This window comes from Firmicutes bacterium HGW-Firmicutes-1 (assembly GCA_002841625.1).
Taxonomy (GTDB): domain Bacteria; phylum Bacillota; class Clostridia; order Lachnospirales; family Vallitaleaceae; genus HGW-1.
On record PHAG01000012.1, the window covers coordinates 14,641 to 39,427 of the forward strand.

20 protein-coding genes and 2 tRNA genes are annotated in these 24,787 nt (G+C 30.6%); 21 read left to right on the top strand and 1 reads right to left on the bottom strand.

Annotation, left to right across the window (positions count from 1 at the left end):
• Window positions 1-83: 83 nt before the first annotated feature.
• From CVU84_14545 to CVU84_14560, 4 genes are all read left to right on the top strand, one after another.
• Complete coding sequence (locus tag CVU84_14545; GenBank protein ID PKM93587.1) at window positions 84-2,588, top strand: hypothetical protein; 2,505 nt, start codon at window positions 84-86, stop codon at window positions 2,586-2,588.
• Entirely contained in the window at window positions 2,569-3,555 is a 987-nt protein-coding gene (locus CVU84_14550) for a hypothetical protein (protein PKM93588.1), read from the top strand. Before CVU84_14545 ends, CVU84_14550 begins: the two co-directional genes overlap by 20 nt.
• A gap of 96 nt (window positions 3,556-3,651) precedes the next feature.
• Window positions 3,652-4,641 carry a D-alanyl-D-alanine carboxypeptidase gene (locus CVU84_14555; GenBank protein ID PKM93589.1) on the top strand — a complete coding sequence of 330 codons (990 nt, stop codon included), beginning with the start codon at window positions 3,652-3,654 and terminating at the stop codon, window positions 4,639-4,641.
• 453 nt (window positions 4,642-5,094) lie between these two features.
• The gene (locus CVU84_14560; protein ID PKM93590.1) at window positions 5,095-6,606 is read left to right on the top strand and encodes a hypothetical protein; all 1,512 of its coding nucleotides are present in this window, start codon (window positions 5,095-5,097) and stop codon (window positions 6,604-6,606) included.
• A gap of 225 nt (window positions 6,607-6,831) precedes the next feature.
• Here CVU84_14560 and CVU84_14565 read toward each other — a convergent pair.
• Window positions 6,832-6,906: transfer RNA gene (locus tag CVU84_14565), tRNA-Gly, on the bottom strand.
• Between the two features lie 679 nt (window positions 6,907-7,585).
• On the opposite strand from CVU84_14565, the gene CVU84_14570 reads away from it, so the two are divergent.
• The 17 genes from CVU84_14570 (at window position 7,586) to thiS (ending at window position 24,786) form a co-directional block, all read left to right on the top strand.
• Window positions 7,586-8,317 (top strand): DNA-binding response regulator, encoded by a 732-nt coding sequence (locus tag CVU84_14570; GenBank protein PKM93591.1) that lies wholly within the window; start codon window positions 7,586-7,588, stop codon window positions 8,315-8,317.
• Between the two features lie 6 nt (window positions 8,318-8,323).
• Window positions 8,324-9,634, top strand: a complete 1,311-nt coding sequence (locus CVU84_14575; GenBank protein ID PKM93592.1) for a hypothetical protein — start codon at window positions 8,324-8,326, stop codon at window positions 9,632-9,634.
• Between the two features lie 176 nt (window positions 9,635-9,810).
• Window positions 9,811-10,953, top strand: coding sequence for a hypothetical protein (locus CVU84_14580; GenBank protein ID PKM93593.1), 1,143 nt, complete (start codon window positions 9,811-9,813; stop codon window positions 10,951-10,953).
• A 136-nt stretch (window positions 10,954-11,089) separates the two neighbouring features.
• On the top strand, window positions 11,090-11,299 hold the full coding sequence (locus CVU84_14585; protein PKM93594.1) for a hypothetical protein: 210 nt from the start codon (window positions 11,090-11,092) through the stop codon (window positions 11,297-11,299).
• Window positions 11,300-11,422: 123 nt separating this feature from the next.
• A complete protein-coding gene (locus CVU84_14590) occupies window positions 11,423-12,004 on the top strand; it encodes a hypothetical protein (protein ID PKM93595.1) in 582 nt (193 codons plus the stop codon).
• A gap of 2 nt (window positions 12,005-12,006) precedes the next feature.
• Entirely contained in the window at window positions 12,007-12,159 is a 153-nt protein-coding gene (locus tag CVU84_14595) for a hypothetical protein (protein PKM93596.1), read from the top strand.
• Window positions 12,160-12,219: 60 nt separating this feature from the next.
• Window positions 12,220-13,389, top strand: coding sequence for a hypothetical protein (locus CVU84_14600; GenBank protein ID PKM93597.1), 1,170 nt, complete (start codon window positions 12,220-12,222; stop codon window positions 13,387-13,389).
• Window positions 13,373-14,287 (top strand): hypothetical protein, encoded by a 915-nt coding sequence (locus CVU84_14605; protein ID PKM93598.1) that lies wholly within the window; start codon window positions 13,373-13,375, stop codon window positions 14,285-14,287. Before CVU84_14600 ends, CVU84_14605 begins: the two co-directional genes overlap by 17 nt.
• Window positions 14,288-14,326: 39 nt before the next feature.
• A complete protein-coding gene (locus tag CVU84_14610) occupies window positions 14,327-15,385 on the top strand; it encodes an asparaginase (protein ID PKM93599.1) in 1,059 nt (352 codons plus the stop codon).
• A gap of 111 nt (window positions 15,386-15,496) precedes the next feature.
• A tRNA-Met gene (locus tag CVU84_14615) sits at window positions 15,497-15,568 on the top strand.
• A gap of 43 nt (window positions 15,569-15,611) precedes the next feature.
• Window positions 15,612-17,798 (top strand): hypothetical protein, encoded by a 2,187-nt coding sequence (locus CVU84_14620; GenBank protein PKM93600.1) that lies wholly within the window; start codon window positions 15,612-15,614, stop codon window positions 17,796-17,798.
• A complete protein-coding gene (locus CVU84_14625) occupies window positions 17,776-20,037 on the top strand; it encodes a hypothetical protein (protein PKM93601.1) in 2,262 nt (753 codons plus the stop codon). Before CVU84_14620 ends, CVU84_14625 begins: the two co-directional genes overlap by 23 nt.
• A 196-nt stretch (window positions 20,038-20,233) precedes the next feature.
• Complete coding sequence (locus CVU84_14630; protein PKM93602.1) at window positions 20,234-21,091, top strand: class I SAM-dependent methyltransferase; 858 nt, start codon at window positions 20,234-20,236, stop codon at window positions 21,089-21,091.
• An 18-nt stretch (window positions 21,092-21,109) separates the two neighbouring features.
• Window positions 21,110-22,099, top strand: a complete 990-nt coding sequence (locus CVU84_14635) for a hypothetical protein (protein PKM93603.1) — start codon at window positions 21,110-21,112, stop codon at window positions 22,097-22,099.
• Window positions 22,100-22,173: 74 nt separating this feature from the next.
• Window positions 22,174-23,658, top strand: coding sequence for a hypothetical protein (locus CVU84_14640; protein ID PKM93604.1), 1,485 nt, complete (start codon window positions 22,174-22,176; stop codon window positions 23,656-23,658).
• 131 nt (window positions 23,659-23,789) lie between these two features.
• Window positions 23,790-24,122: a hypothetical protein gene (locus CVU84_14645; GenBank protein ID PKM93605.1), complete on the top strand. Its 333-nt coding sequence runs from the start codon at window positions 23,790-23,792 to the stop codon at window positions 24,120-24,122.
• 463 nt (window positions 24,123-24,585) lie between these two features.
• Window positions 24,586-24,786 (top strand): thiamine biosynthesis protein ThiS, encoded by a 201-nt coding sequence (gene thiS, locus CVU84_14650; GenBank protein ID PKM93606.1) that lies wholly within the window; start codon window positions 24,586-24,588, stop codon window positions 24,784-24,786.
• The last annotated feature ends 1 nt before the right edge of the window (window position 24,787 follow it).

Consider the following 24,787-nt stretch of genomic DNA (forward strand, 5'->3'; position numbering starts at 1 on the left):
TCGAAAAAATGCTTGACTTTCTTAACCTACAACTGTAGTATTTAAATTACTACAGTTGTAATAATTAAAAGGCAGGCATACAAATGAACAGAGAATTATATCTTAAAGTTATAAAAATAGTAAAGAATCGTTTATTTATATTGTTTTTAGGTATTGTATTTTGTTTTTGGATACTAGCACAGAGGCTATTTGATTTACAAATTGTTAATGGAGAACAATATGCTTCTAATATACAAGCTACTATAGTCCGCACCATATCTATTCCATCTTTACGAGGCAATATTTATGACAGATATGGACGTCCCTTAGCTGTAAATGAACCAGCCTTTAATGTTATATTTGATACTAATATTGTGAATGCTGATTTAAATGGAGTTATTTATCAATTATTAAATACATTAGAAAAAAACAATGAATCTTTTATTGATGATTTACCAATTACCAAAGATGAGCCATTTGCTTTTACATTTCATAGCCCTTCTTCAGAAAAGTGTTGGAAAGTTGATATGGGATTGCAAAAGGAGCAGTTAGATTATACGGCTTCAGAAACAATAGAATACCTAAGAAAGTTTTTCAAAATACCTGAAAATCTGACTAACATTGATGCCAGAAATATGATTTCTATAAGGTCTGCAATTTATATGCAAAGATATCGTCAATATAATACGATTACAGTAGCTAGAGATGTGAATCAGGAGGTTGTTGTAGAAATGGAAGAGCGAAACAATAAATATACTGGTATTTATATAGATGTCGTGCCACTTAGATCCTATCCTGAAGGAGAAAGCTTTTCACATATATTAGGATATATTAGCCCTATTAATGAAGAGGAACTAAAAGAATATGAAGACTATGGATATACGAAGACGGACTTAATTGGAAAGATAGGTATTGAAAAAGCGTATGAGCTTACCTTGAACGGGCAAAAAGGGGAAGAAGTCGTAGACGTAACCGCTACTGGTAAAGTGATGAATAGAGTTGAAACGGTTTCTTCAACAAATGGAGAAAATGTTTTTCTAACATTGGATAGTAAACTCCAACAGGAAACAGCCAATATTTTAATTGAAAACTTAAAAGATGTTCTCATTAAAAAACTTGATTCAGGTGAAATAACAATAAAACAGTTATTTACATCAATGGTAGAAAGCAATAATATTTCTATTAAAAAAGTTATGAACGCTGATGATGAATTCACGCAAAGTATTTTAAAGACGTTGATATTAAAGGATAATCCTAAATTTAATATAAACAAATCTAAGGATTTGGAAAAAGCAAAGGAAATTATAATAAATGCAATAGAAGAAGACGCAGTAACAACTTTACAATTTATATTATGCTTGGTTGAACAGAAAATAATATCTTGTGATGAAGAGACGTTGATGAAATTGCATAATGGTACAGCGTCGTCGTACATGATTATAAAAGAAAAAATATCAACTAATGAAATCTCTCCTAGAGCAACGAATCTAGACCCATGTACCGGCTCTGTATCTGTAGTTGATGTTAATTCAGGAGATGTATTAGCACTTGTATCATATCCTACTTATGACAACAATATGTTGGTAAATACATTTAATAACGAATATTATGAACAATTATTAAATGATCCAACAACCCCATTAATAAACAGACCACTTATGGAAAGAAAGGCACCGGGTTCTACATTGAAAATGTTATCAGCCATCGCGGGGCTTGAATCTGGAGTGATTAACCCTTCAACAAAAATACAAGATTTAGGAATTTTTAAAAGCGCTGGACTACCCTATGCAAAATGCCTGATTTATTCTAGATATGGATTAACACATGGTGCAGTTGATGTTTCGAAAGCAATTGAAGTCTCCTGCAATTATTTTTTTTATGAAACAGCATATAGAATGGGAAATGCAAAAAAGGGGACAACACTTAATGGTATTACTACGTTTAATGATTATATAAAAAAGTTTGGACTTGATGATTATTCAGGGGTAGAAATTGAAGAATATAAACCCAAAATGGCTTCGCCTAAAGCAAAAGAAAATGCAATTAAAGCAATAGATAATAATGCAACGGCAAGCCAAATGGGCTGGATGGATGGAGACTCCATAAGGAATGCAATTGGACAATCTTTTAATAGTTATACTGTTATCCATATGGCAAAATACATTGCAACCTTGGCCAATGGGGGAACAAGATACAAATTAAATTTAGTAAAAGGTACAAAGGCAGCGAATGATATTGAAATGAATAAAGTCCTCCCAATCGTAGAGGAAGAACTCAATTTTGCACCTGAAAACTTAGAAGCAGTTTTTGAAGGTATGTTAGGTGTAACAAGCGGAAGTCAAGGCACACTTAGGAATGTGTTTGCTGATTTTCCCATTCAAGTAGCAGCAAAAACAGGAACTGCAGAGGAATCTGATAAAAGACCTTCACATACTTGGTTTACAGGTTTTGCACCTTATGAAAATCCTCAAATTGCTATTGTTGTAATGATACCTTTTGGAGAGTCATCAACAAACATTGCACCCCAAATAGCAAAAGAAATATTTGCAGAGTATTTTGGACTTAACAAAGAACAGGAGAGCCCTATTTATGAAAACTCGATCAACTGATTTTATATTTATTATTTCTATTGTTTTCCTACTTACAGGTTGCGATGATATGACAAGTTCTTTTGCTGATAAGGAGTATTCATTAACTGAAAATCAAACGTTAGTTCAAGATGGATCAAATGATTTATTTGAATGCTATCCAAATCTTGATGAAAGCTTAAAAAACAAAATAAGTGAACTACGTATACTTTGGTCAAAATTCAATGACGAAAAGAGTGACGACATCGATCCTACAGAAGATTTTCATAATTCTGAATATATAACAAAATTTAAAAATCTTTTAGGACTAAGAGAAAGCCTTGAGATATCACAACGTACCCTAGCATTGCTTCTGGAACAACATGGTTTAGAATCAATCGATAAAAAAATTGTTGTAGGAAAAAAAGAATATAACATTCGAGTAATAGGCTACAACGTAGATTTTGATGTGAAAGCTATTACGGACATTGTTGATGTGAGAGATAAGTGGATTTTTGTTCAGTGCTGGAATAAAGAGGAGTATTATTTTACAACATTATCAGACGGAGATATAAATATAGTTCATGATTTTATACCTTTAGAGATTAATCATAAGCTTCACATTATACTGAGAGGATATTCTTTTGCAGGTTATCCGCATACTCCTTTTTTATGGGCATGGCATTTGGAAGAAGACGGTTTTTATCCAAGTGATTTATTGAACTTTAATTCAGTAGAAACGGATGAGTATTGTATTTACGATAATATAGATTTAGCAAATGGCTACGGAAAAAGAAAATGGACATTTTATACAAATGGTTCATATTTATTAGCAGAAAAAAGATCTTCTACTAAGGGAAGTGAATCGTGGCCTTCCGACTATTTGAATATACGTTGTGAAATAGATGAGGAAAATAGAATATTTTCATTTGTTAGTACAGACGGGGAGGATAAAGGAGAATCAACCATAAAGCTTAAACTGGTTAATAATCTGTTTGTTATTGAATAGTATTCTTAAGAAAAGTTTAAGAAAAACCATCAGTTTAATTTTATTATTGTATATTATAATCGAAAGGTACAACAATGAAACTGAGGGAGAATACTTATGAAGAAAAGGATATTGATATTATTCCTGATTATGATGGTGCTAACATTAGGCAATTATACACTTGAAGATCAAATAGGTGGTAAAGAAAAGACTGATAATCATGTATATTCAACCAGTACCTCTGAAGTAGCAGACGAATTAACTGCGAATCATCCTGCTAACAAACAGATAAACAGTAATTTTGATGAGGATTTAATCTGTGAAAGTGCTATTTTAATTGATGAGAGTTCGGGAGAAGTATTATTTGAAAAAGAAGCATTAAAAAAAATGTATCCAGCAAGTACAACAAAAATCTTAACAGCACTTTTGTTTATGAATATGGGTAACAATAGTGATTTGATTGTTGTAGGTGATGAAATAAATAGAGTAGCAGTAGATGCTAGTAAAGCAGGTCTTAATCATGATGAACAGATATCGTACAAGGATTTATTAAGTGCTCTAATGATCCCGTCTGGGAATGATGCTGCCTATGTAATTGCTAAGTATATAGGTGCCCAACAAGTAGGAGAAATAGACTCTAATGTTGCTTTAGAGAGTTTTATTACACTGATGAATACATATGGTGAGGATTTGGGGTTAAAAAACTCTCATTTTGAGAATCCTGATGGTTATCATAATGATAAACATTATTCTTGTTCCTATGATCTAGCAATAATTACTAAGGAAGCAATGAAATATGATTTGTTTCGGAAAATTGTAAATACCTCATATTACGATATGTTAGAGACAAATCAACTCAATAAAACCGAAGGGGGAACTAGAAGTTGGATCAATACGAATCAATTGCTATTTGAAGGGACTGATTATTATTTTGAATTTGCAACAGGTGTAAAGACAGGTTTTACAGACCAAGCCGGGTATTGTTTGGTATCATCAGCAACTTATGACGGTAGAAGTGTTATTGCAGTAGTGTTAAATAGTACTGAAAATGGTCGTTATGAGGACGGTATTAAGCTATTGAGGTATGGGTTGGATTCTACGAATTAATATTTTGAATGTGTTTCATTAACAATTTATAGTTCTGATAATTCTTTAATCACCAATAACTATAAATTCGTTAAAATATTGTATCTTCATTATTGATGAAAATGTATTGAATATGTGATAGCGAGAGAAAGGCTTATAAGTTAAATTTATAGGTCTTTCTTTTGCTATGGTTGCCACCAAAAAGGCAGTAGATGACTTTGCTTTTCAAAAATTTACTCATGAAAATGTAGAGCAGACATAAAAAGAAATAAAGTAAAGTAAAAGTAAATACATTAAAAATATGGAAAAACAGCAACATAAATGGTATAATATACTAGTGATTTTTAATAGACTAATTGTTTCGACATTTTAATATACTAAAAAATTAAGGTTAAATTTGTGAGCAAGATATGGAATAGCTGGAACCAGCTCCGAAGAGGGGTATAACAAAAAGAAAAGAATTGGAGGAGTAACATGATGAAAAAAATATTAACAGCATTTTTAATTATGACATTAGTTATCGGAACAATGCTTATGCCTGCAGTGGCAGAAACAACAACCCCTACAACGATTAGTCCACCACAGTACTTTGGCGCATACCCATATATTGGAGAGCACTTTACATTTACAATCAGTGCACCTGATGATATGAGGGCATATATAGAAGCTGGAACCATGCCAGGTTATACAGATACCCAAATAGATTATAAAATGGGAAATGGTGATTGGCATTACACTAGTGATTGGGATACTGCAGGAAGAAGTCTTAAAAATACCTTTAGATTTTCATTTATTAAGGACAAAACATATATTGCTCATGGCAGGGATAGTTTAATCGTACTATTTCCGGATGATACTGCTAGTCTACAATCCTTGAAAGATAAAGGTTGGGACTGGAATTATTTTAAAACGAATCCAATTTCCTTTAGAGCCAGGTTTGTTTCATCTTTTGACAATGGGGTAACTTTCGTCTATTCAGATTGGTCAAATACCTTTGTTCTTTCAGATAAGGTTGACTATAACCCTATAGAGCTTATGAAGCATGCACCAACGCTAACCACAGCGGCCGTAGAAAAGAATTCTGGCGGTATGCCATTCTTAAATATTAAGATTGGTAGGTTGCCTGGAGAAGTGCAATCTTTGAATTCTATGACGGGAGAAAGCGTATGGACAGAAATCTGGATGAGAAAGTTAGGAGATAAGGAGTTTAAAAAAATAAATAGCTCATTTTTCTCAAACGAGTATTTATTGATCGGTGTAATGGATTACTTTGATAAAACGTTGGCAAATTATGATTCTGAGAGTTATGAAGTGAAAATCAGATTTAGTCTTGACATGAGAAAACTACCGTTTGAAAATAATTCAAATACCATTTATAGTCCGTACTCGAATATAATTTCCCATAATATGCCTGCTTGGAGTGAGGCATCTGCGTGGGCAACAGATGAGCTTAAAAAAGCCGAGGACAAAGGATTGATTCCCGATATATTAAAGGGAGAGGACTTAACTAAACCAATTAACAGAGAAGAGTTTGCAGAGCTAGCTGTTTTGCTTTATGAAAAAACAACGAGTAAAGCAAGTATTCCGCTTACTCCAAATCCATTTACTGATACAAATAACCCTCAGATTTTGAAGGCAGCTAAATTAGAGATTACTTTCGGTACCTCATCAACAACATTTACGCCAGCTAAGCTAATTAATCGTGAAGAATGTAGTGCTATGCTGTTTAGGACAATGAATGCAATTACACCAGATGGTGATTATAATATTGACGGAATAAAAGATTTTCCAGACCAAAAGGATATTTCAGAATGGGCTATTGTTGCAACAAAATATATGTCTAAGTTAGGTATCATTGAAGGTGATTCCCAAGGTAAATTTATGCCTAAGGCAACGACAACAGCACAACAAGCTTCAGCCTACGGTATGGCAACAAGAGAACAAGCAATTATAATGTCAGGCAGGACGTTTGATGCAATTAAGTAAACAGGTATAGGGTTTTTTATCCTCGAAAGTGGGGGATCGGTTATTTTACCACTCCAGTTGATTATCTTACCTAACTTAAGATGATAAAAAATCGTTTGGTTATACCACTGCAAAAAATCTGTATATAGAAGAGAATGAATGGGTTAAGAATGTGAATGGTACTATAAGGTCGAAATTTTTAACTATAACACAAAAACCGTGTTCTTAAGAATACGGTTTTTGTTATGAAGCACAAGAAGAGACTCAAACTCGCGACCCTCTCCTTGGCAAGGAGATGCTCTACCACTGAGCCACTTGCGAATATCTTCCGAAGAAGTTATACAGATATATCTATTGGATGCAGTTGAGGGCTTCTATATGTCAATTTTGGGGAAATGGAATTGCCCAACTTTTCTTGATGAGTTTTAAAAAAAATATTATTTAGAGTTACAGATAAAAATATTACTATTTTATAGTCCAGCTAAGAATTGTCAATAAGAAATAGTGCAAAGTTTGAAATACTCATTCCTTGATAAAAAGGTAAATTTTAATAGACTTTTTGACATTTCGTCAAATGGCTGGTGCGTTTGAAGCAATTATGAAGTTTGGAAAACAACCTTACGAAGGAGTGAGATAGTATTCAGAAAAGAAATTTTATAGAAGAATAGATCTACACGTCGAAAAGTCAACAGTAAGTAATAATGTAATTTGCCAACATCTTTAACCACTTAACAAACATTGATCGCTATAACGAAAAAAAATTGATTAAATATTGCATAAATATGAAATATAGTATATAATTTTATTATAGTGTATAAAGAGATGACTTAGGGAGAGGGTTAGTGACAATTTAAGACTTTTTGATAATTAAGGGAATATAATGTTCCCTTAATTTAAAAGATGCCCTCATCTTAGCAGCAGATACATTTGTTAAACAAATAACAAGTGGTTTTTTGTTGATATTACTGAGGGTATTATTGTTTTAAAGGGGGATATAAAGATGAAATTCTACTTCGCTTTATGTGATGATGAAAAAGAACATTTGTTAATTTTACATGAAAAAATTGCGAATATTATGGAAGAAAATGATTATGAAGTTATTGTTAACGGGTATGAATCAGGACAAGAACTTATTAATTGCATAAAAAACCGGATTAACAAGTATCACATTATATTTCTAGACATACAAATGACGGAAACAAATGGCATAGAAACTGGTAAAAGAATTAGGGAGCTTAATAAAAATATAATCATTATTTACATTACGGGGTTTATGGATTATTCGATAAATGCATTTGAGATAAGAGCATTCGATTATATACTTAAACCAATTAATACAAATAAATTAAAAAAAGCAATATTAGATGCTATTGTTCGCATTGAATTATTTGAGAATCAGCAAAGGAATATAGAACAATTTCTTACATTAAGTTATAACAAAGAGATTCTTAATATAAGACTAGAAGATATTATTTACATAGAGAAGATTAAAAATAAGAGCATTATTATATGTGGTGAAGAAAAATATGAAGTGTATGATAGCTTATGTAATATTAAAAAGAAATTAAATGAAAACATATTTATTCAACCACATCAAGGATATATAATTAATAAGAATAAAATAAACCACTATAAAAACCAGCAGCTTACACTTACCTCCAAATATATAGTACCAGTGAGTAAAAACAATATAAATACTATAAGAAAAGCTTTTTTTGAAAGTTTAAGGTGATGTTTGATGGATATGATTTGGGAGTTTATTAATTTTACAGTAAATATAGTAGAAACAGTAATTATTTTTAAATATGTGGAGACGTTTTTTGTAAAAAAGTATACTGAAAATAAAAATTGGATATGGATTACTATAATAAGCATTTTATCATATTCGATATGCAATATTAGTGAAAACTTTTTATGGAAGTTTATGCTATACATTATTATACTGTTATTTGTTGTTATCTTATTTGAAGGAAACATTGGCAAGAAATTGGTAGTATGGCTTAGTTTGTTAATTGGTGTAATTGCTATTGAAAATATTGCTGTACTTATATTAATGGTACTTTTTAATCAACCAGTAATAGTTTTTATAGATAATACTATCTTTCGTCTGGTTGCTATTTTAATTTCAAAAATCTCTCTATATTTCTTAATCTTAGGGTATGTAAATCGAAAAGAGCATAGATTATTAGAAGTAAAAAATAAGTCGTTTGTCGTGACCTTAGTAGCTTTGTTTTTTGTGAATATAATAGTAATTATGGTATTGGTGTTAATGGTTTATAAGAAAGTTAATACTCAAGATAATTTAATGAATATAATGGTGTTCAGTTGTGCAATGATTTGCATATTAGCAATTTGCATTTATGAAAGTATGCTGAAACAAAATAATGAGCAAATGGATATTCGGTTACTTAGCCAACAAAAAGATTTGCAATATAAATATGTTAATGCTATCGAAACTTCGATAGATGAAATGAAACGTATAAAGCATGATTTTTCTAATCATATGATGTGCATCATGGGGTATCTTGAGACTAATAAATACAGTGATCTAAAGAAATATTTAACAAAGCTATTTAATCCTATAGAAAATACTGATGAGATTATTGTTACTGGTCATCCTGTTATTTCTTCTATGATATACTCAAAGATCATAGAAGCTAAGAAAGGAAATATTAAGATAAAATTGGCAACTAGTTTTGAGTCATTAATAAATATTGAAGATATAGATTTATGCATTCTTATTGGAAACATATTAGACAACGCTATTGAGGCATGCATGCATGTTGAAGAAGATAAAAGAGAAATCATGCTATGTATTCAAACAAAATGCGATTGGTTCTTAATTGATTGTATAAATAGAACGAAGAATCAAATTTTTGTAAGAAAAGGAAGCATTATAAAGACAAGCAAAGAAGATAAGGTAAACCATGGAATAGGTTTGAGAAATGTTGAGTCAATAGTCAAAAAACATAAAGGGGAAATAGCTATTGATATAATTGAAGGAAATTATATTATTAAAGTAACTATGATTAATGATTACGTCAATTGAAACTTTTGTCATAAATCAGCTAATCATCATGAGTTGAAGTCCAATCACCACATGGTGATTGTTTTTTTTTGTTTTTTTTAATAAAATGCATTTAGAGTAAATAAAAGAAGGGACTAGTAGTAACTTCAGTTATGTAATATAAATTAGCCATTTTATAAAATAGGAGGTGAAATAGTTTGAATATTAACTTATCTGTTCCAATGGTTTATGAAGAAGATTATGTTAAGAAGATAATAGAGCTAAACAAGAACAGAAAAAAAATTACTACAAAAATATATGAAGTATATGGTTCGCTGAAAGAAGATATTATTGGCAATTTGAGACCTGCTGAAACACTAAAAGATGTCAGCAAAGAAAAAATGAAAGAACTAATTGATGTTTTGCACAGTAATAATATCAAGTTTAATTATACTATGAATGCTACGGTTTCTGATGGGCGTGAATATAGTTCTGGGGGAAGAAAGGAAATACTTAAGTTTATTGATTCGTTAATTAGAATAGGAATTGATAGCTTTACAATTACATCTCCATATTTAATTAGATTGATAAAAGAACATTTTAAAGATGCGAATATTACAGCATCAATATGTAATGAAATTGATACTGTGCAAAAGGCGAAACAGTTTGAAGATATTGGTGTTAGCTGTATTGTTTTAAATAGAGATATTAATAGAGATTTTAAAATGCTTAAATCAATTAAAGAAAAGAATAATTGTGACATAAAAGTATTATGTACAACACCATGTATATATAGATGTATGGATGTTTACTATCATTCAAATTTATCATCAACTATGTCAAACGAATTGAAAAAAGCAATGAAGATTTCTACTAAAGAGTTTTCACATACATCTGTTAATTGTTTGTATAAAAAAATAAATAATTTATATGAAAATATCAAATCGCCATGGATAAGACCAGAAGATATGAAATACTATGCTGAAATCGGAATAAACTATTTCAAAATTGATGGAAGAGATAAAACAGCTGAATATAATCTTGATGTTATAAAATCATATCTGGATGAATGTTTCGAAGGTAACCTGCTATATTTGATGAATGATGGGTATCCAAAAGATATGATCCAAATTGCAAATAAGTTAGATGTTGCTTATTTAAAAATGGGAATCAATAATAGTTCTTTAAATTCTTTTTTACAACCATTTGTTAATGGAAGCATGAATTGCAGAGATGGATGTGATATTTGTAAATATTGTGAAAAAATTGCGGAAAAAGAAGTTAAAGTAAATGAAGAATGGAGAGATATATTTTTGCAATATTTAAAGTGCGAAAATAGAAGGAGATTAGAAGCTAATTAATATATCTCAAATTCACATCTAAGAAAAACAATGCTATCTTTGTTAAACGGATAAACTACATAAGATATACAAGATATAACGGCTATTAAAAAAACATGTATTGTATTGTTACTTAATTTAAATGAGGGGTAGGAATATGAAATTTACATTTGAAAGAACATTGAATGATGTATTGAATGATGATGATGCAAAGAAAATATTAGTTAATCATTTAGGAGGATTAGTTGATGATCCAATAGTAGAAATGGTAAGAAGTAGAACATTGAAAGAAGTTGTAATGATGGCGGGGAGCTTGATTCCAGAGGATATAATCAAGTTAATTGAAAAAGAGTTAAACGATTTATAGTAAAAAAATTAGTTCCAAAATGATATATGTTATTTTGCTTGTTACTATATTACAATTGTCTAATGGAAATGTACTGTTTTGCTTTATTCTATAGGATTCTAAGAAAATGAGAGAAGGACAATAATGATTTCAAATATTTCAAGTAAATTAGCTATAGTTATGTATAAAAATAACAACAAACAAATTGCTGATATAGAGGTTTACAAATACGGTCTAGAGTTGATGATATCTTCTATAGTAAATATGTTAGTAATGATTGGATTATCATTAGCATTAAGTTGTTTTAAAGAAGCTATATTATATATTTTGTTTTTTGCAATTCTAAGAATTTCAGCTGGTGGATATCATGCATCTACTCATTTTAAATGCTTACTTTTGTACTCATTAATTATGTTTCCAATAATTCGTTTTATAGAAATTTTAAAAGTTGGATTAAATAGTCATTTTGTATTACTAGTGTGTTGTGTATCGATTTTTTGTGTATTTAGATATGCTCCTGTTGATTCGGAAAATAAGCCTTTGAATAAGAAAGAATATTATTTATTTAAGAAGAGTAGCAGAAATACCGTTTTAATTCAATCAACGATATTAATTCTATTAGTATTGTTAATAAATGACATATTTATTTACATATTGAGTTGTTCCGCAGGAATGTTTGTTGAATCCATTACCTTATTACCAATATTAAATCGAAGAAGGAGTTGAAAATGAATATGAGATTAAAGAAATACAATGTAAAAATTTGGGCTCAATTAAGTTTGATTGTAGTAACTATAGCGGATATGAGCTTATCGACCTGTTGTTTATGGTTATTAAACCAGCCTATATTACCAGAACAGCTAAAGAATAATAGATTGTAGGATTCAAAAGAAAAGTTGATAAAAGAGAAGGATTAATGTATTTACAAGGGAGAAATTAATATGATAAAAGAAAGACTAGAGTTTATTCCTTTAACAAAGCTTGAATATTTAGATGATTTGGTATATCAAAATAACGATTATTTTAATTATGATATTGAAGTAATACAAAAACTGCAGTTTGGCTTTATTAAGCAGGCATACACACATCATTATAAAGTCAATAAAGATTTTAGAAATTATTCAAATAGGAGGGGTGTTAAACCAGACGACATAAAAAAACATGAGGATTTAATTAAAATACCATTAATACCAAGCAGTATTTTTAAACTTAAAATAGTTAAAAGCTGCAATGAAAATGAAATTATAAAGGTTTGTACAAGCTCTGGAACAAAAGGATCCATTAGTAAGGTTTATAGGGATGAGGTCACGTTAAATAGATTTTTAGGTGCAATGCAGACTGTCATTGATAATACTTTAGGCTTGGATGATGTCTTTTGTATTAATTTAGGCCCTTCAACAGAAGAAGCTGGTGATTTGTGGTTTTCCTATGTATTAAGTTTAATGGATATGGTATTTCCGATGGAGAATTTCATAGTTGACGGTAATTTTTATCCTCAAAAGGTTGTGGATCAAGTATGTGATGTCGTAGACAGATTTGAAAATATTGTCATCATAGGAGCTCCTATTATGTTTATTGAATTAATGAAGCATATGGAAGATCATGATATTAAAATCGATAAGTGTAAGTCAATTATGTTTATTACTGCTGGAGGTTGGAAACGTGCCTCGGGGCAAGCGATTTCTAAGAAAGAATTTTGTGAGCAATTAAAAAAATATTTTATTGGTATGAGTGAAGAGAATTCTAGAGACATATTTAATATGGTTGAGCTAAATACAATTTTTTGTGAATGTAATAAAAAGATTAAGCATTCTCCGCCATGGGTAAAAATATATATTATCGATCCTTTTACGTTAGAGCTTGTAAAGGATGGAGAAGTTGGTTTGATAGCTTATTTAGATCCGACAGCAGTAAGTTTTCCTTGTTTTATATTGACAGATGATGTTGGTAAGATTTCATTAAATGGACAATGTGAATGTGGTCGAACTGGACAAGGTCTTGAAATTATAAGGAGAGTAGAAAGTAAAGAATCCAGGGGTTGTGCTTTGAAAATTGATAAAAGATATTCCACTGAATATTATAAAGGAGGAGCTAATGGTACGAAGTTTTAATGAAAGAATTATTAATATAAAAACGAAAAATGGTGACGTCATACATAGCGTTTATAATTATTTCAAAGAGAATACACCACTTATTATAATACCACCTCAATTTGAAAAAACTATCAGAACAAATTTAACCTTAATGATTTATTTAATAAATAACGGATTTAATGTACTGAGATATGATAATAGATACCATAATGGAAACAGTACAGGAGATATAGAGGACTATAATTTGAAAACAGCATTAGAAGATCTAGAAATAGTTATTCAATATGTTAAATCTGATTCTAGTATTTATAATAATAATGGTATAGGACTTTTAGGTGTGAGTATAACAAGCCGTATCATATACAGATATCTGAGTGATAGTGTTAAGGATATTGATGTTTTTTTAACATTAGTTGGTGTTGTAAATATGCAGTATACGCTGAATTCAATAATCGGCTTTGATATTGTTGATGAGGTGATTAAAGAGCCGAAAAAAATATGGGGAACTAGAAAAGTTATAAAGTATCCCGTCAATTGGGATAATTTCATAAAAATTCTAATTAACGAAAATATGCACAATTTGGAAACCGCTAATGAAGATATTCAAAAGATTAAAACACCGATTTATATTATTGCATCTGAAGATGATAAATGGGTTGATATTGAAGAATACGAAAAAGCATTTATTACAAATAAAGAAATACTTAAAGGCGTTTACAAGCTTCCAGGTGCAGGACATGAATTATATAAAAATCCTGAGGCTGCAAAATTTGCGGCAGAACAGATTGTAAAAGTGTTTCAAGAATTTTGGGGCATTGAATCTGAACAACATATTATAAAACCAACAATAACAGACATTATAGCACACAATAAAAAGGAACGTGTTAGGGAGAAACAATATGAAAACGTAGGTTGATAAAGTCAACTTTTACAATTTATGAGGAGGAAATTAAAGATGGTTATTGCATTAAAAGAAGAAACAAATCTGATTACACCCAAAAAGAGTTGGAATGATCTAAAATTTCATTATTTATCAGTCATTGAAGATCCCTGGTATAAATCTGTAATGGATTTGCAGCATTTAATATCTTACTATACCTATATGTTTTATGAACAAAGAAATTTGAAAACTTTACATTTACCAATTACAACAAGCTCAATATCTAGTCCTATGGGATTAGGTAGCGATTCAACGCCTGTAAAAGTAAATATATGTGATGTTGATACATATCTTGCAGATTCTATGCAATTTATGCTTGAGTATGGATGTAGAATTTATGAAGAAGGCTGCTTTTATATCATGCCTTCTTTTAGAGGAGAAGTAGCAGACGAAAGACATTTATGCCAGTTCTATCATAGTGAAGCAGAAATAATAGGTGGCCTTGATGATGTAATAGCTTTAATAGAGGATTACGTTAAGTATTTATGTGAGAAACTTATAGAAAGCTATGAAGAAAAGTTATTAAAAGTAGCTGGAACTGTAGAGCATATAAGAGAAATATTAGCGGTAGTTGATGGATTTCCACGCATTACCTTACAAGAAGCAATAAAATTACTTGACAAAAAATATTCTAACTCTCTAAAACCGCTATATATCAAACACCCTGAAGGATTTACTATATTAACGAACTATGGTGAGAAAAAACTGATAGAGTTATTTGGAGGGATTGTATGGGTTACTCACTTTGAGCATTTGTCATTACCTTTCTACCAAGCATTCTCGGATAAAGAACAAAAATATGCATTAAATGCAGATTTATTATTTGGTATAGGAGAAGTCATTGGGGCAGGAGAAAGACATAAAGATTACGAAAAAGTGAAAAAAGCATTAAAAATTCACCAAGTAGAGGAACAGGAATATGAATGGTATTGTAATATGAAAAAGAAGTATCCTATGCAAACTGCTGGTTTTGGGATGGGTGTTGAAAGATTTATATTATGGATATTACAACATGATGATATAAGAGATTGCCAAGTCCTTCCAAGATTTAATGGTATTAATTGTTTGCCATAAATTAGAAATAGTCATAATTTATATAATCTTAATTGGTGAATAGTAGCATAAAAATGATTATGAAACAGGAAAATCACTTACTATTCACCAATGAAAAGATATTGTTTGTTTTGCGGTGTAGCTCAATTGAAGAGCACTTGGTTCATTCCCAGGAAGATATTGGTTCAAATCCAGTCACCGTAACTCGTACGGTATAATATTAACGGTAAACAAGGTGGGTATTTATATGAAAAACATAAATTGTGTTGATATTATAGAGATAGATTCTGAAGTATTATTACCATTTGCTTATTATTTAGCAGGGATGTATAAAAATCTAACATTTAATTCAGCGGTACCTTCCTTAAATACACAGCATACAAAATTGATAAAAGAAAGCCTGGATTTTTTAGGAATAGAGTATCAAACGGTAATGTTACAAGACAAAATAGAGCCAGTTGAATGGGATAAATTGTGTAATAAAATGTGTGATTCTATACTCCATAATTTGATTGAAGTATATAAAGAACTTTATCCAAATCAGTTATTAGACTTAGAGGTAACTAAAGTAAAACATGAGGATTTAAAGGATCAACCTATAATTGTGGGAATTACCGAGCAGGGTTTAGAACAAGCACTAAAAGGGGGTATTTTATTAGGAAGAACTGTAGTATATATTAATAAATTAAATGCCATAGCGGACTTTTTTGAAATATCAAAAATGGCTTCCTCAACTATATTATGTTTTGATGAAGAATTTGAAGTTCAGCAAATGAAGTTCATCTTGGATCAGAAGACAAAAGCAAAAAATTTAGTCCCTATAGGCTTTATGTATCCTTTTGGTCAATTGAATAGAGAAAATGTAATAACTAAAGCATTTATTTTTAATACCTATAGAAAAAAAGCAAAACTATTTAACTTTTACTATCCCTTAGAAAAGCAAAATGCATCCTTTAAGTCTGAAAAGTTTAATTTTTTTATTGGTAACACTCAGGAAGAAATAAAGGATTATATATTAAAGGAAGCCGAGTTTACGTTTGCAACACCACATTCAAACGGTGTAGATATGTCTATTGGTAACGTTGTATTGTGTGCTAAGAAAGACTATATAAAGGAGGAAGAAGATGAAATAAACAGGGTGATGCCATGCTTTTATTCTGATAGTTGTAATAGACTATCTCAAAATCGTTATTATATAGGTGCAAGTGAGATAAAAAGTAAAATACTTTTTTTATATACCTGTTGGGGGATTGTTTTGAAAAATGGTATATATGATGTGCGAACAACACTTGCTTATCAATTTGCTAAGTCAGTCTATTCACCCATTCTTATAACAACGTATGCTATGTCCTTACTTGACAGATATGCAGGACCTTATATTGTGGATTTGTATTGTATGGGGAAAAAAATAGGAGAAGCGATTGAATCATACAATAATAAGCATTATGAAAAATATATGGATTTGAATAACGTAGTTGTTTTATTTGGAGATCCAGAATTTAAACTTGAGATAAGCTCTGTAATTAATTTCAATGCGATTTTAACTGAAACGAAAAAATTAAGTGACTTTTTTCGCGAAGAAAACACAGGAAAACTTTGTTTTCATTTATTTGATAAAAATTTCTTTAATAACTTGGATTTTACAGATTATGTATTAAATGGGACTGCTTCATTGGGAATGAAGTATATACAGGAAGATATTGATGTGTTGAGAGAAAAAGTGAGAAATCTAAGAATGAATGCATCGCTGTTAAATAACCGTATGATGCAATCTAAACAATTTGTATACGATTATGATAAAAGTATTAAACAATTGAGTGTAGCCTATAAAGGTTTTCAAGTAGCATGGTATGAATTTTATAAAACCATGGTTAATAATTTGGGTGGATATATTAGATTTCAAGTGGATAGATATTTTTCGATGCCTGAGGAAGACAAAGAAGGTTTGCATAGGGAATGTCCATATTGTAAAACTTGTGTAAAAATAGAGAAAAAAGAACTGCAACCACACGGTTTGAAACGAAGACTAATAGAGTGTTTTAATTGTGCAACTATATTCGATGGGCTCGATTCGTTTTTATGGGGTGAAATAAAATGTGAGGAGGAATGGCGGCAAGGCAGTATGGTTAAAGTTTCTGTAGAGGCTTATACAAAAATGAGTGGTGAATATTGTTATTTAATAGGGCTTATCGTTGAACCGTTTGATAAAAAGAAAGGATTAAATATGCCTGCAACTTTTAAAAAGGGAAAGATTGACTTGGGAAAAATGGACTTAAATATATGCTTAGATGAGCTTTACATATACGATTATATAGATTTAGGTTGTTATCATTTAAATTGTATTATACTAGTAAATGAAAAAATTGTTTTTTTGAGACGACCTATATATATTACAAGGGGGAATAAAGAAGATGATGAAAAGTCAATATTGTAGCTTAGCTAAAATAATATATGAAGCAGAAATGGGTAAAGTCTGTGTTATAGAAAAAATGGGTCATACAAAGAATGAAGTTTATAAAGTTATAGGTGAGGATAATGAAAAATACTTGATTAAGTTATTTCTCAATGAAGGAGATTTAGATATAAAAAACTGTGAGCTTATTATGTATGAGGTGTTAGGAAGCGTAGGGTATTTGAAGAAATGCTTTAAAAAGGATTTTAACTCAAAGACATATAATATAAGTTATGTTATAACAGAATACTTGGAGGGAAGAACTCTATTAGAGGTTATTGAAAAGGAGCATTACTCAGAGGAACAATTAAAGAAATATGTTAAACAAATTTATGAATATATTCAATTTTGTAGGGATATAGAGACAAAAGGCGTTGGTAATATAAATGAGAAGTTGATTGGTGAAGATAATAATTGGTTTAACTTCATGATTAAGTTCCTAGATAACTGTTATGAAAGAACAAAAGGATTAAAACCCTGTGATAATGCCACAACTCTTATAGATATAAATTGTTTCTTGAGAAAATATTTAATTCAAAACAAGGTGTATTTTGAAAATATTATTCCTTCATTGATACCGATTGATTTAAATTTATCTAATTTTTTAATTAAGGATAATGATGAAGTAGTCGTTTTAGATGTAGATGCTTTTTGGTCAGGAGATTGCTTTTTGGCAATGGGAGAGTTTATTGGACATATTTATGGAACTCATATTTTTAACTATTTTATTGAGTTATGGTCTGATGTATACAAGAAAAACGCAAGATATCTGCATTTTTATGCGCTTTTGAGCAATTATTCTGTGTTGACCTTCTTGTCTAATAATGACATACATAATTTGCATAATTATAAGCCATGGGGGAATAAATGTACCTTTTTTGATTTGATTCATTCTCATAGGTACATAGTTGATAATGAAGCTATAAATATCTTGAATATACTAAAAAACAATCCTTATTTAAATAATGATTGGGGAAAGAAAGTTGAAATGGCTTGTGATAGAGAGGTAGAAATAAAGGAAACTTTATCAAACATAGAACGAATATCAAGTAAAGCTGGGATTACAAGAGTTCCAGAAATAACAGGATTGGATTCTACGGGCATTTTCGCATACCAGTGCATTCGACCAGATGCTGAAAAAAACGATGGAACCTTTACTGTATTTTCAGGAAAAGGGACTAGCGAAGAGCAGTGTAAGGTATCTGCTATCGTTGAAGGAATTGAACGATTTTGTGCAGAGAAAAGAAACTATCACAATGAAATTAAAGTAGCAACTTACGAAGAGATGATAAAAGAGCATAAGGTGATTCATCCTAAAGAGTTTAATTGTCCTAATTCTGTTAATTTTTCTGAACAGGAAGTTTTAGAGTGGATACCAGCCCAGGATATTATTTCTGGTAAATGTTATTATATAACTGCAAATGTTGGATTTTATCCATATACACCTAATTATGGAAGAATGCTATTTAGATATTTTACAACAGGCTTAGCCGGAGGAAATACTTATAGTGAAGCAATATCCCATGGTATTGCAGAAGCAATAGAAAGGGATGCGGCTGCCTTGAATTTGTTATTAAGAAATTATCCAGTTCTTATTAAGGATACTGTTACCAGCAAAAATGCGAGGGTAATTATTGAAAAAATACAGAACTCAAAATCGAGTTTAAATCTGATTATAAGATATATTACAACAATAGACATTAATGTCCCTGTTTTTTCAGTCATAATTGAAGATAAAGATATAGAAGATCCTTTGTTTATTAGTGGAGGCTATGGTGCACATCCCAATAAAGAAATTGCGTTAATAAATGCTTTAAACGAAGCAGCACTTTCAAGAGTAAGTACAATCAGCGGTTCAAGAGAGGATCTTGAAAAGTTTAGAAAGGCTAAAGAAAATAAAGATTATGCTACCTTTAAACAAAAATATAATTATTGGTTCTCTACTCAAGAACAAATTTCTTACGATGAAATTGAAGATTATAAATCTATTTTTTTAATGGAAGACATTGGATATATGTGTGATTGCTTAAAAAATGCGGGGTTGGAGAAAGTATTAATGGTAGATTTGTCGAACCCAGATATTCGTTTCCCTGTCGTTAAAATGCTTATCCCGGGAATTGAAAGATACTCATATGAAAGAGTTTGTATTGGTACTAGAGCAAAAATGTATTATAACTTAGTACATAATAAAAATACAAATAATAGTATTGTAAAGGCTTAAAACAAATGATGTGAAAGGGGGTGTTGACAAGGTGAGTATTGAGAATAAAGAGGATAAATCAACAAAAGAAGATAATAAGGAGAATATTGAATACTTTGAACTTAATGAGGGATTAGACGAAATTTTTGACGAATTTGAAGTAGGGCCAGAAACCGCATTGATGTGGTGAAAATAATTATCTTAAGGAGAATTAATTATGATTTTACAAGAGTATTTAGCAGAGGATATTAAAAAAATGGATTACAATCAGTTAATAGGCTTGGTAAAGGAAACCAATAGACCACCTGGGGGTTTTAACAGTATAAAATTGTTGGCATTAAGTGCATTTTTAACACCCAATAGCAGGGTGCTTGAAATAGGAACAAGTACGGGGATAACCTCAATTGAATTAGCCAAACTTGTAGGCTGTAAAATTAAGGCGATTGATATCAATCCAGTTAGTATTGAAGAAGCAAAGAAAAGAGCCAAGGCCGAAGGTGTTGATAACTTAATAGAATTTGAAGTTCAAGATGCAACAAATACAACCTTTCCTGACAACTTCTTTGATATGGTTTTCTGTGGGAATGTAACCTCTCTCATTGAACAGAGAGAAAAGGCTTTTGCTGAATATATTCGTGTGCTTAAGAAAAATGGTTTTATAGCGGCCATTCCTATGTATTACATAAAAAAACCATCTAAAGAATTAATTGAAGACGTATCAGCTGCAATACAAGTTAATATTATCCCCTGGGATAGAAAGTATTGGTTTGAATTCTTTAAGGACGAAAAAATAGAATTATGTTGGTATGAAAATTATCAATTTGATACTATTAAGACTGAAGATGTTCATGCTTTTTCGGATGAAATATTAAAAAGAGACCATCTAAAGTGTTTGAAATTGGAGGCTTATGAAGTGCTTAAGAAAAAATATAGAGAGTTTATGATGCTATTTAGGGATAATTTAAGTCATATGGGTTACAGTTTAATGTTAATCAGAAAAACACAATATGAAGTGGATAATGAACTTTTCACATCAAGCATCATTACTGATGATAATCAAGTATATGGTTATTAATTAATAGGGAGGTATATGATGCGTGAGGTATGTATTATATCCCATTCTGGAGATCCAGATGGCATTTTTTCACAGGCACTTTTGTTAAAGCATACAAGAAACGCAGTTTCTCGTATTCATAGTTTTATGATTGAAAATGATGAAATCATCCAACTCCTAAAGCGTGATGAAATAAGAAATTGTAGTGAATTGTATATTGCAGATTTGCCGCTAAATGAAGCGGCTATAACTGATAGTGAATTATTAGAATTATTGTCAGATAAAGATTTATATTATTATGATCACCATTATTTGAGCAACAGTAGAGACAATCTTTTGAAGAATATTTGCAAAGTTTACTTGAGAGAAGAGGCAGTTTGTGCAGCTAAAATTATCTCTCGAGTTCTTTTTCCATTAGAGCCATATCCCGAATTTGTATCTGAAATAGCACAAGCTTGTGATTTTAATATTATAAATGACAGGTTTTGGGTAGGCCAGAAATTAAGAAGAATAATAAGCGTAATATCAATTGATGAAAGAGATGAACTTGTAGATGATATTATTCGAGGAACATGGTTTGACGGAATGAATCTTCATGAAAAATATGTGGCTAAAGAAAGTGAAGCTAATAAGTTGGAAAAGGCTGCGATTATGTTTATGAATGAAATGACAGAATTATTTGAGATTAAAGATTACAAATTTGCGATTTCATATGCATCACAAATTTTATACATGAAGCCTGGTCTAAGCAATTTAGCAGTATGCAATCCTCAATGTGATGCGGTCATTGTTTTATATGAGGGAAAGTCTGATGTATTATTAACAGCTGCATTAGGAATAAATGCAAATGCAATACCCATTTTGGAATATTGTGTTTATAAAGGAGGTGGAGGTAGAAATAACGCAGGAGGATATAAGTTAGAAAAAGAAAAAATAATAAGTCGTGAAAACTATCTAGAAATCAAGAACCATATTATAAAGGATTTTACAGAGTATTTAAAAACAATTGAATTTGAATATAATTATTAATTATAACCGTATTTAAAGTAAGTTTATGATTGTACATAAGAGGTTTCTAATGATATAAATTATAGGAGAAGAAAATGGAAAAATCAATACATCTACCAGTTATTGTAGGCGGTAAAAAAGTATATCCAAATGAGGATAGAGAGAACTATATTATTTCATATGATTCGGGTGTTAAAGTTGTAATTCCTACAATTACAAATGAGGAAATTCAACAATTACAAGAATCAAATAAATATATATTACATGATTTAAATATTCAAGAAATCATATCTTTTTTTGTGAAAGTTGGAAAATTTTGGAGAGTAAATAATTTAAACAATCCTTTATATGAAGAGGCACTTGTAAATTTATGTTTAATCAATGGCTACGATAAAAAGATGGCAATAAGAGAGTTAAACATTATTGGGTCAGCTTGTTCACAGTTATCGGGAATGTATGACTTGATTGATCTTGAACTTGGAAATAGATTCTATTTAGAAGAATGGGTTCCACGAGGAGATGTCTTAGTTCATGTTCAGCCAGTAGGAAACGTATTAAATATTATGGTTGGGAATGTACCTGTTTCAGGGATAATGTCATTACTTAGAAGCAGCCTTACAAAAAACCAAACAATTGCAAAAATACCTAAAAGAGATCCTATTACGGTAATGTATTTTGTCATGTCTATGATAGAGTTATTCCCAGACCATCCTATCACAAGATCAATGAATGTATTGTATTGGCCTGGTGGTAATGAAATCGAATCCACAATTATAGATATGGCAAATGCTGTATGTGTTTGGGGAAGCGAACAAGCAGTGAAAAGTATACGTTCAAAGGTTAAAAATGGTGTAAATGTAGTTGAATTTGGTCCAAAGATGAGTTATGCATTAGTGGGGAAAGAATCTGTTAACTGCGAAAAAGTTGCAATAGACCTTGCACACGATATTTCAATATACAATCAAGAAGCTTGTTTTTCACCACAAATTGCATTCGTTGAAGGAAATTACAAGTTGTTTATTGAGCATCTAAAAATGGGTTTAAAGTTATATAGCAAATTATTTCCAAAAGGAACAATTATTGCTGATGCCAATGCACATGTATCTCGGACAAGGTTAGAAGCGTTATATAATGGCAACGAAGTATATTATGATGACCAGAAGGAATGGACTATTATTACCATTAACAGCTTAGATGAGATTAACGAACACCCTCTTAATCGAGTTATTTTCGTTAAACCTATAAAGAATATCACGGACTGTCTTGAATATATTGATGAAACTGTTCAAACTATTGCAATTTCTCCATGGGACAGAAATGTAGAAATAAGAGAAATTGCAACCTTAAAAGGTGCAGCAAAAGTTACTGAAATAGGATTAGTAGAAGCAATGAGAAATGGATCAACACATGATAACGTATACCCAATGCAGCATTTAGTAAGATGGGTATGTGTTGAAAGAGGTTGTGATTACTGGGGTAAATACATTGAGGATGGGCCTTTAGACACTACTAAATGGATTATGATGAATGAAAAGGAATTAGAAAACATTGATGCTTACTTAGAAAATGATGTAATCTGAATTGAGGTGGAAATTGTGAGAGAAAGCAATGATATTATTGAAGTCAAAAACTTATGATTTTCCTATAAAATGAACGAAGATTACAAGGCGCTTGACAAACTGAAATTTTCTATAAAAAAGGCGAAATTACTGTGATTATGGGAGCAAGTGATGCTGGTAAATCTACGCTGCTTTGTTGCTTCAATGGTTTAATACCCAATTTTACAAAAGGGCATTATCAAGAGGTTTTTGTGTGTTGTAAAAATCTAAAGGAAGAGAGGGTTGGGACGCTTACAAAGGGCATTGGTTTAGTATTTCAAGATATTGAGTTACAGCTTTTTTCAACAAATACGCTACTGAAATTAGCCTTTTGTCCGGAAACCTTTGTGGTTTCTAAGGAGGAAATAGAAGATAGAATTCATAGTGTTTGTAAAAATATTAACTTAGAGGGTTTTGATAATAGAGAACCGGCGCATTCAGCTTGATGATTAAAATCTATGGCAAAGAATAAATTTGTATTGTTACAGTATTAAGTGCCATTACTTGTGACGTTATAGTTGGTTGGGGGCAAGAAATATTTAAAATATTACCGTTTGCACCTATTACTTCAATTATAGTTAATGATATTATACCACTACTTGCTAAGCATTATTATTGGTACTTTATACAAGAATAATTGGGTAGATATTATGGAAATGACGCCGGTTAAGAACAAATTAACTGTTTTGGTACTTTATTAATGGTTGTTGGGATTATAAGAGCAGTTACACTTGGTTTTGTAATTGGATTAACAAAATATGATAAGGTTATGTTTGTCAGGGTATAGGAAAGGGTATAAACGGATCATCAAATATAATTATATTAGTAGGTTCATGAGTAATACTAATGTTAATAGGTGTTCATTTGCAAGGGAAATCATGGAAGTACGAGTGAAAAAGGAGAGTATATATGCGAGTAAATGTGAATGGAAAAATAACTAATGTTAGTAAAAATGAAAAACTTTTAGATTTGTTGGAACAAATTGAATTAAATCCAAAGTCAGTAGTAATAGTATATAATGGAGAAACATTACCCAGAGATGAGTGGGATGCAGCTCATTTAAAAGAAGAGGATACAATAGAAATTATAAAGTTTATAGTTGGAGGTTGAT

Bases quoted from the DNA above. Each gene is read 5' to 3' on its own strand.
- CVU84_14545 (PKM93587.1), top strand. From the start codon at position 84: ATGAACAGAGAATTATATCTTAAAGTTATAAAAATAGTAAAGAATCGT.
- CVU84_14550 (PKM93588.1), top strand. From the start codon at position 2,569: ATGAAAACTCGATCAACTGATTTTATATTTATTATTTCTATTGTTTTC.
- CVU84_14555 (PKM93589.1), top strand. From the start codon at position 3,652: ATGAAGAAAAGGATATTGATATTATTCCTGATTATGATGGTGCTAACA.
- CVU84_14560 (PKM93590.1), top strand. From the start codon at position 5,095: ATGATGAAAAAAATATTAACAGCATTTTTAATTATGACATTAGTTATC.
- CVU84_14570 (PKM93591.1), top strand. From the start codon at position 7,586: ATGAAATTCTACTTCGCTTTATGTGATGATGAAAAAGAACATTTGTTA.
- CVU84_14575 (PKM93592.1), top strand. From the start codon at position 8,324: ATGGATATGATTTGGGAGTTTATTAATTTTACAGTAAATATAGTAGAA.
- CVU84_14585 (PKM93594.1), top strand. From the start codon at position 11,090: ATGAAATTTACATTTGAAAGAACATTGAATGATGTATTGAATGATGAT.
- CVU84_14590 (PKM93595.1), top strand. From the start codon at position 11,423: ATGATTTCAAATATTTCAAGTAAATTAGCTATAGTTATGTATAAAAAT.
- CVU84_14595 (PKM93596.1), top strand. From the start codon at position 12,007: ATGAATATGAGATTAAAGAAATACAATGTAAAAATTTGGGCTCAATTA.
- CVU84_14600 (PKM93597.1), top strand. From the start codon at position 12,220: ATGATAAAAGAAAGACTAGAGTTTATTCCTTTAACAAAGCTTGAATAT.
- CVU84_14605 (PKM93598.1), top strand. From the start codon at position 13,373: ATGGTACGAAGTTTTAATGAAAGAATTATTAATATAAAAACGAAAAAT.
- CVU84_14610 (PKM93599.1), top strand. From the start codon at position 14,327: ATGGTTATTGCATTAAAAGAAGAAACAAATCTGATTACACCCAAAAAG.
- CVU84_14620 (PKM93600.1), top strand. From the start codon at position 15,612: ATGAAAAACATAAATTGTGTTGATATTATAGAGATAGATTCTGAAGTA.
- CVU84_14625 (PKM93601.1), top strand. From the start codon at position 17,776: ATGATGAAAAGTCAATATTGTAGCTTAGCTAAAATAATATATGAAGCA.
- CVU84_14630 (PKM93602.1), top strand. From the start codon at position 20,234: ATGATTTTACAAGAGTATTTAGCAGAGGATATTAAAAAAATGGATTAC.
- CVU84_14635 (PKM93603.1), top strand. From the start codon at position 21,110: ATGCGTGAGGTATGTATTATATCCCATTCTGGAGATCCAGATGGCATT.
- CVU84_14640 (PKM93604.1), top strand. From the start codon at position 22,174: ATGGAAAAATCAATACATCTACCAGTTATTGTAGGCGGTAAAAAAGTA.
- thiS (PKM93606.1), top strand. From the start codon at position 24,586: ATGCGAGTAAATGTGAATGGAAAAATAACTAATGTTAGTAAAAATGAA.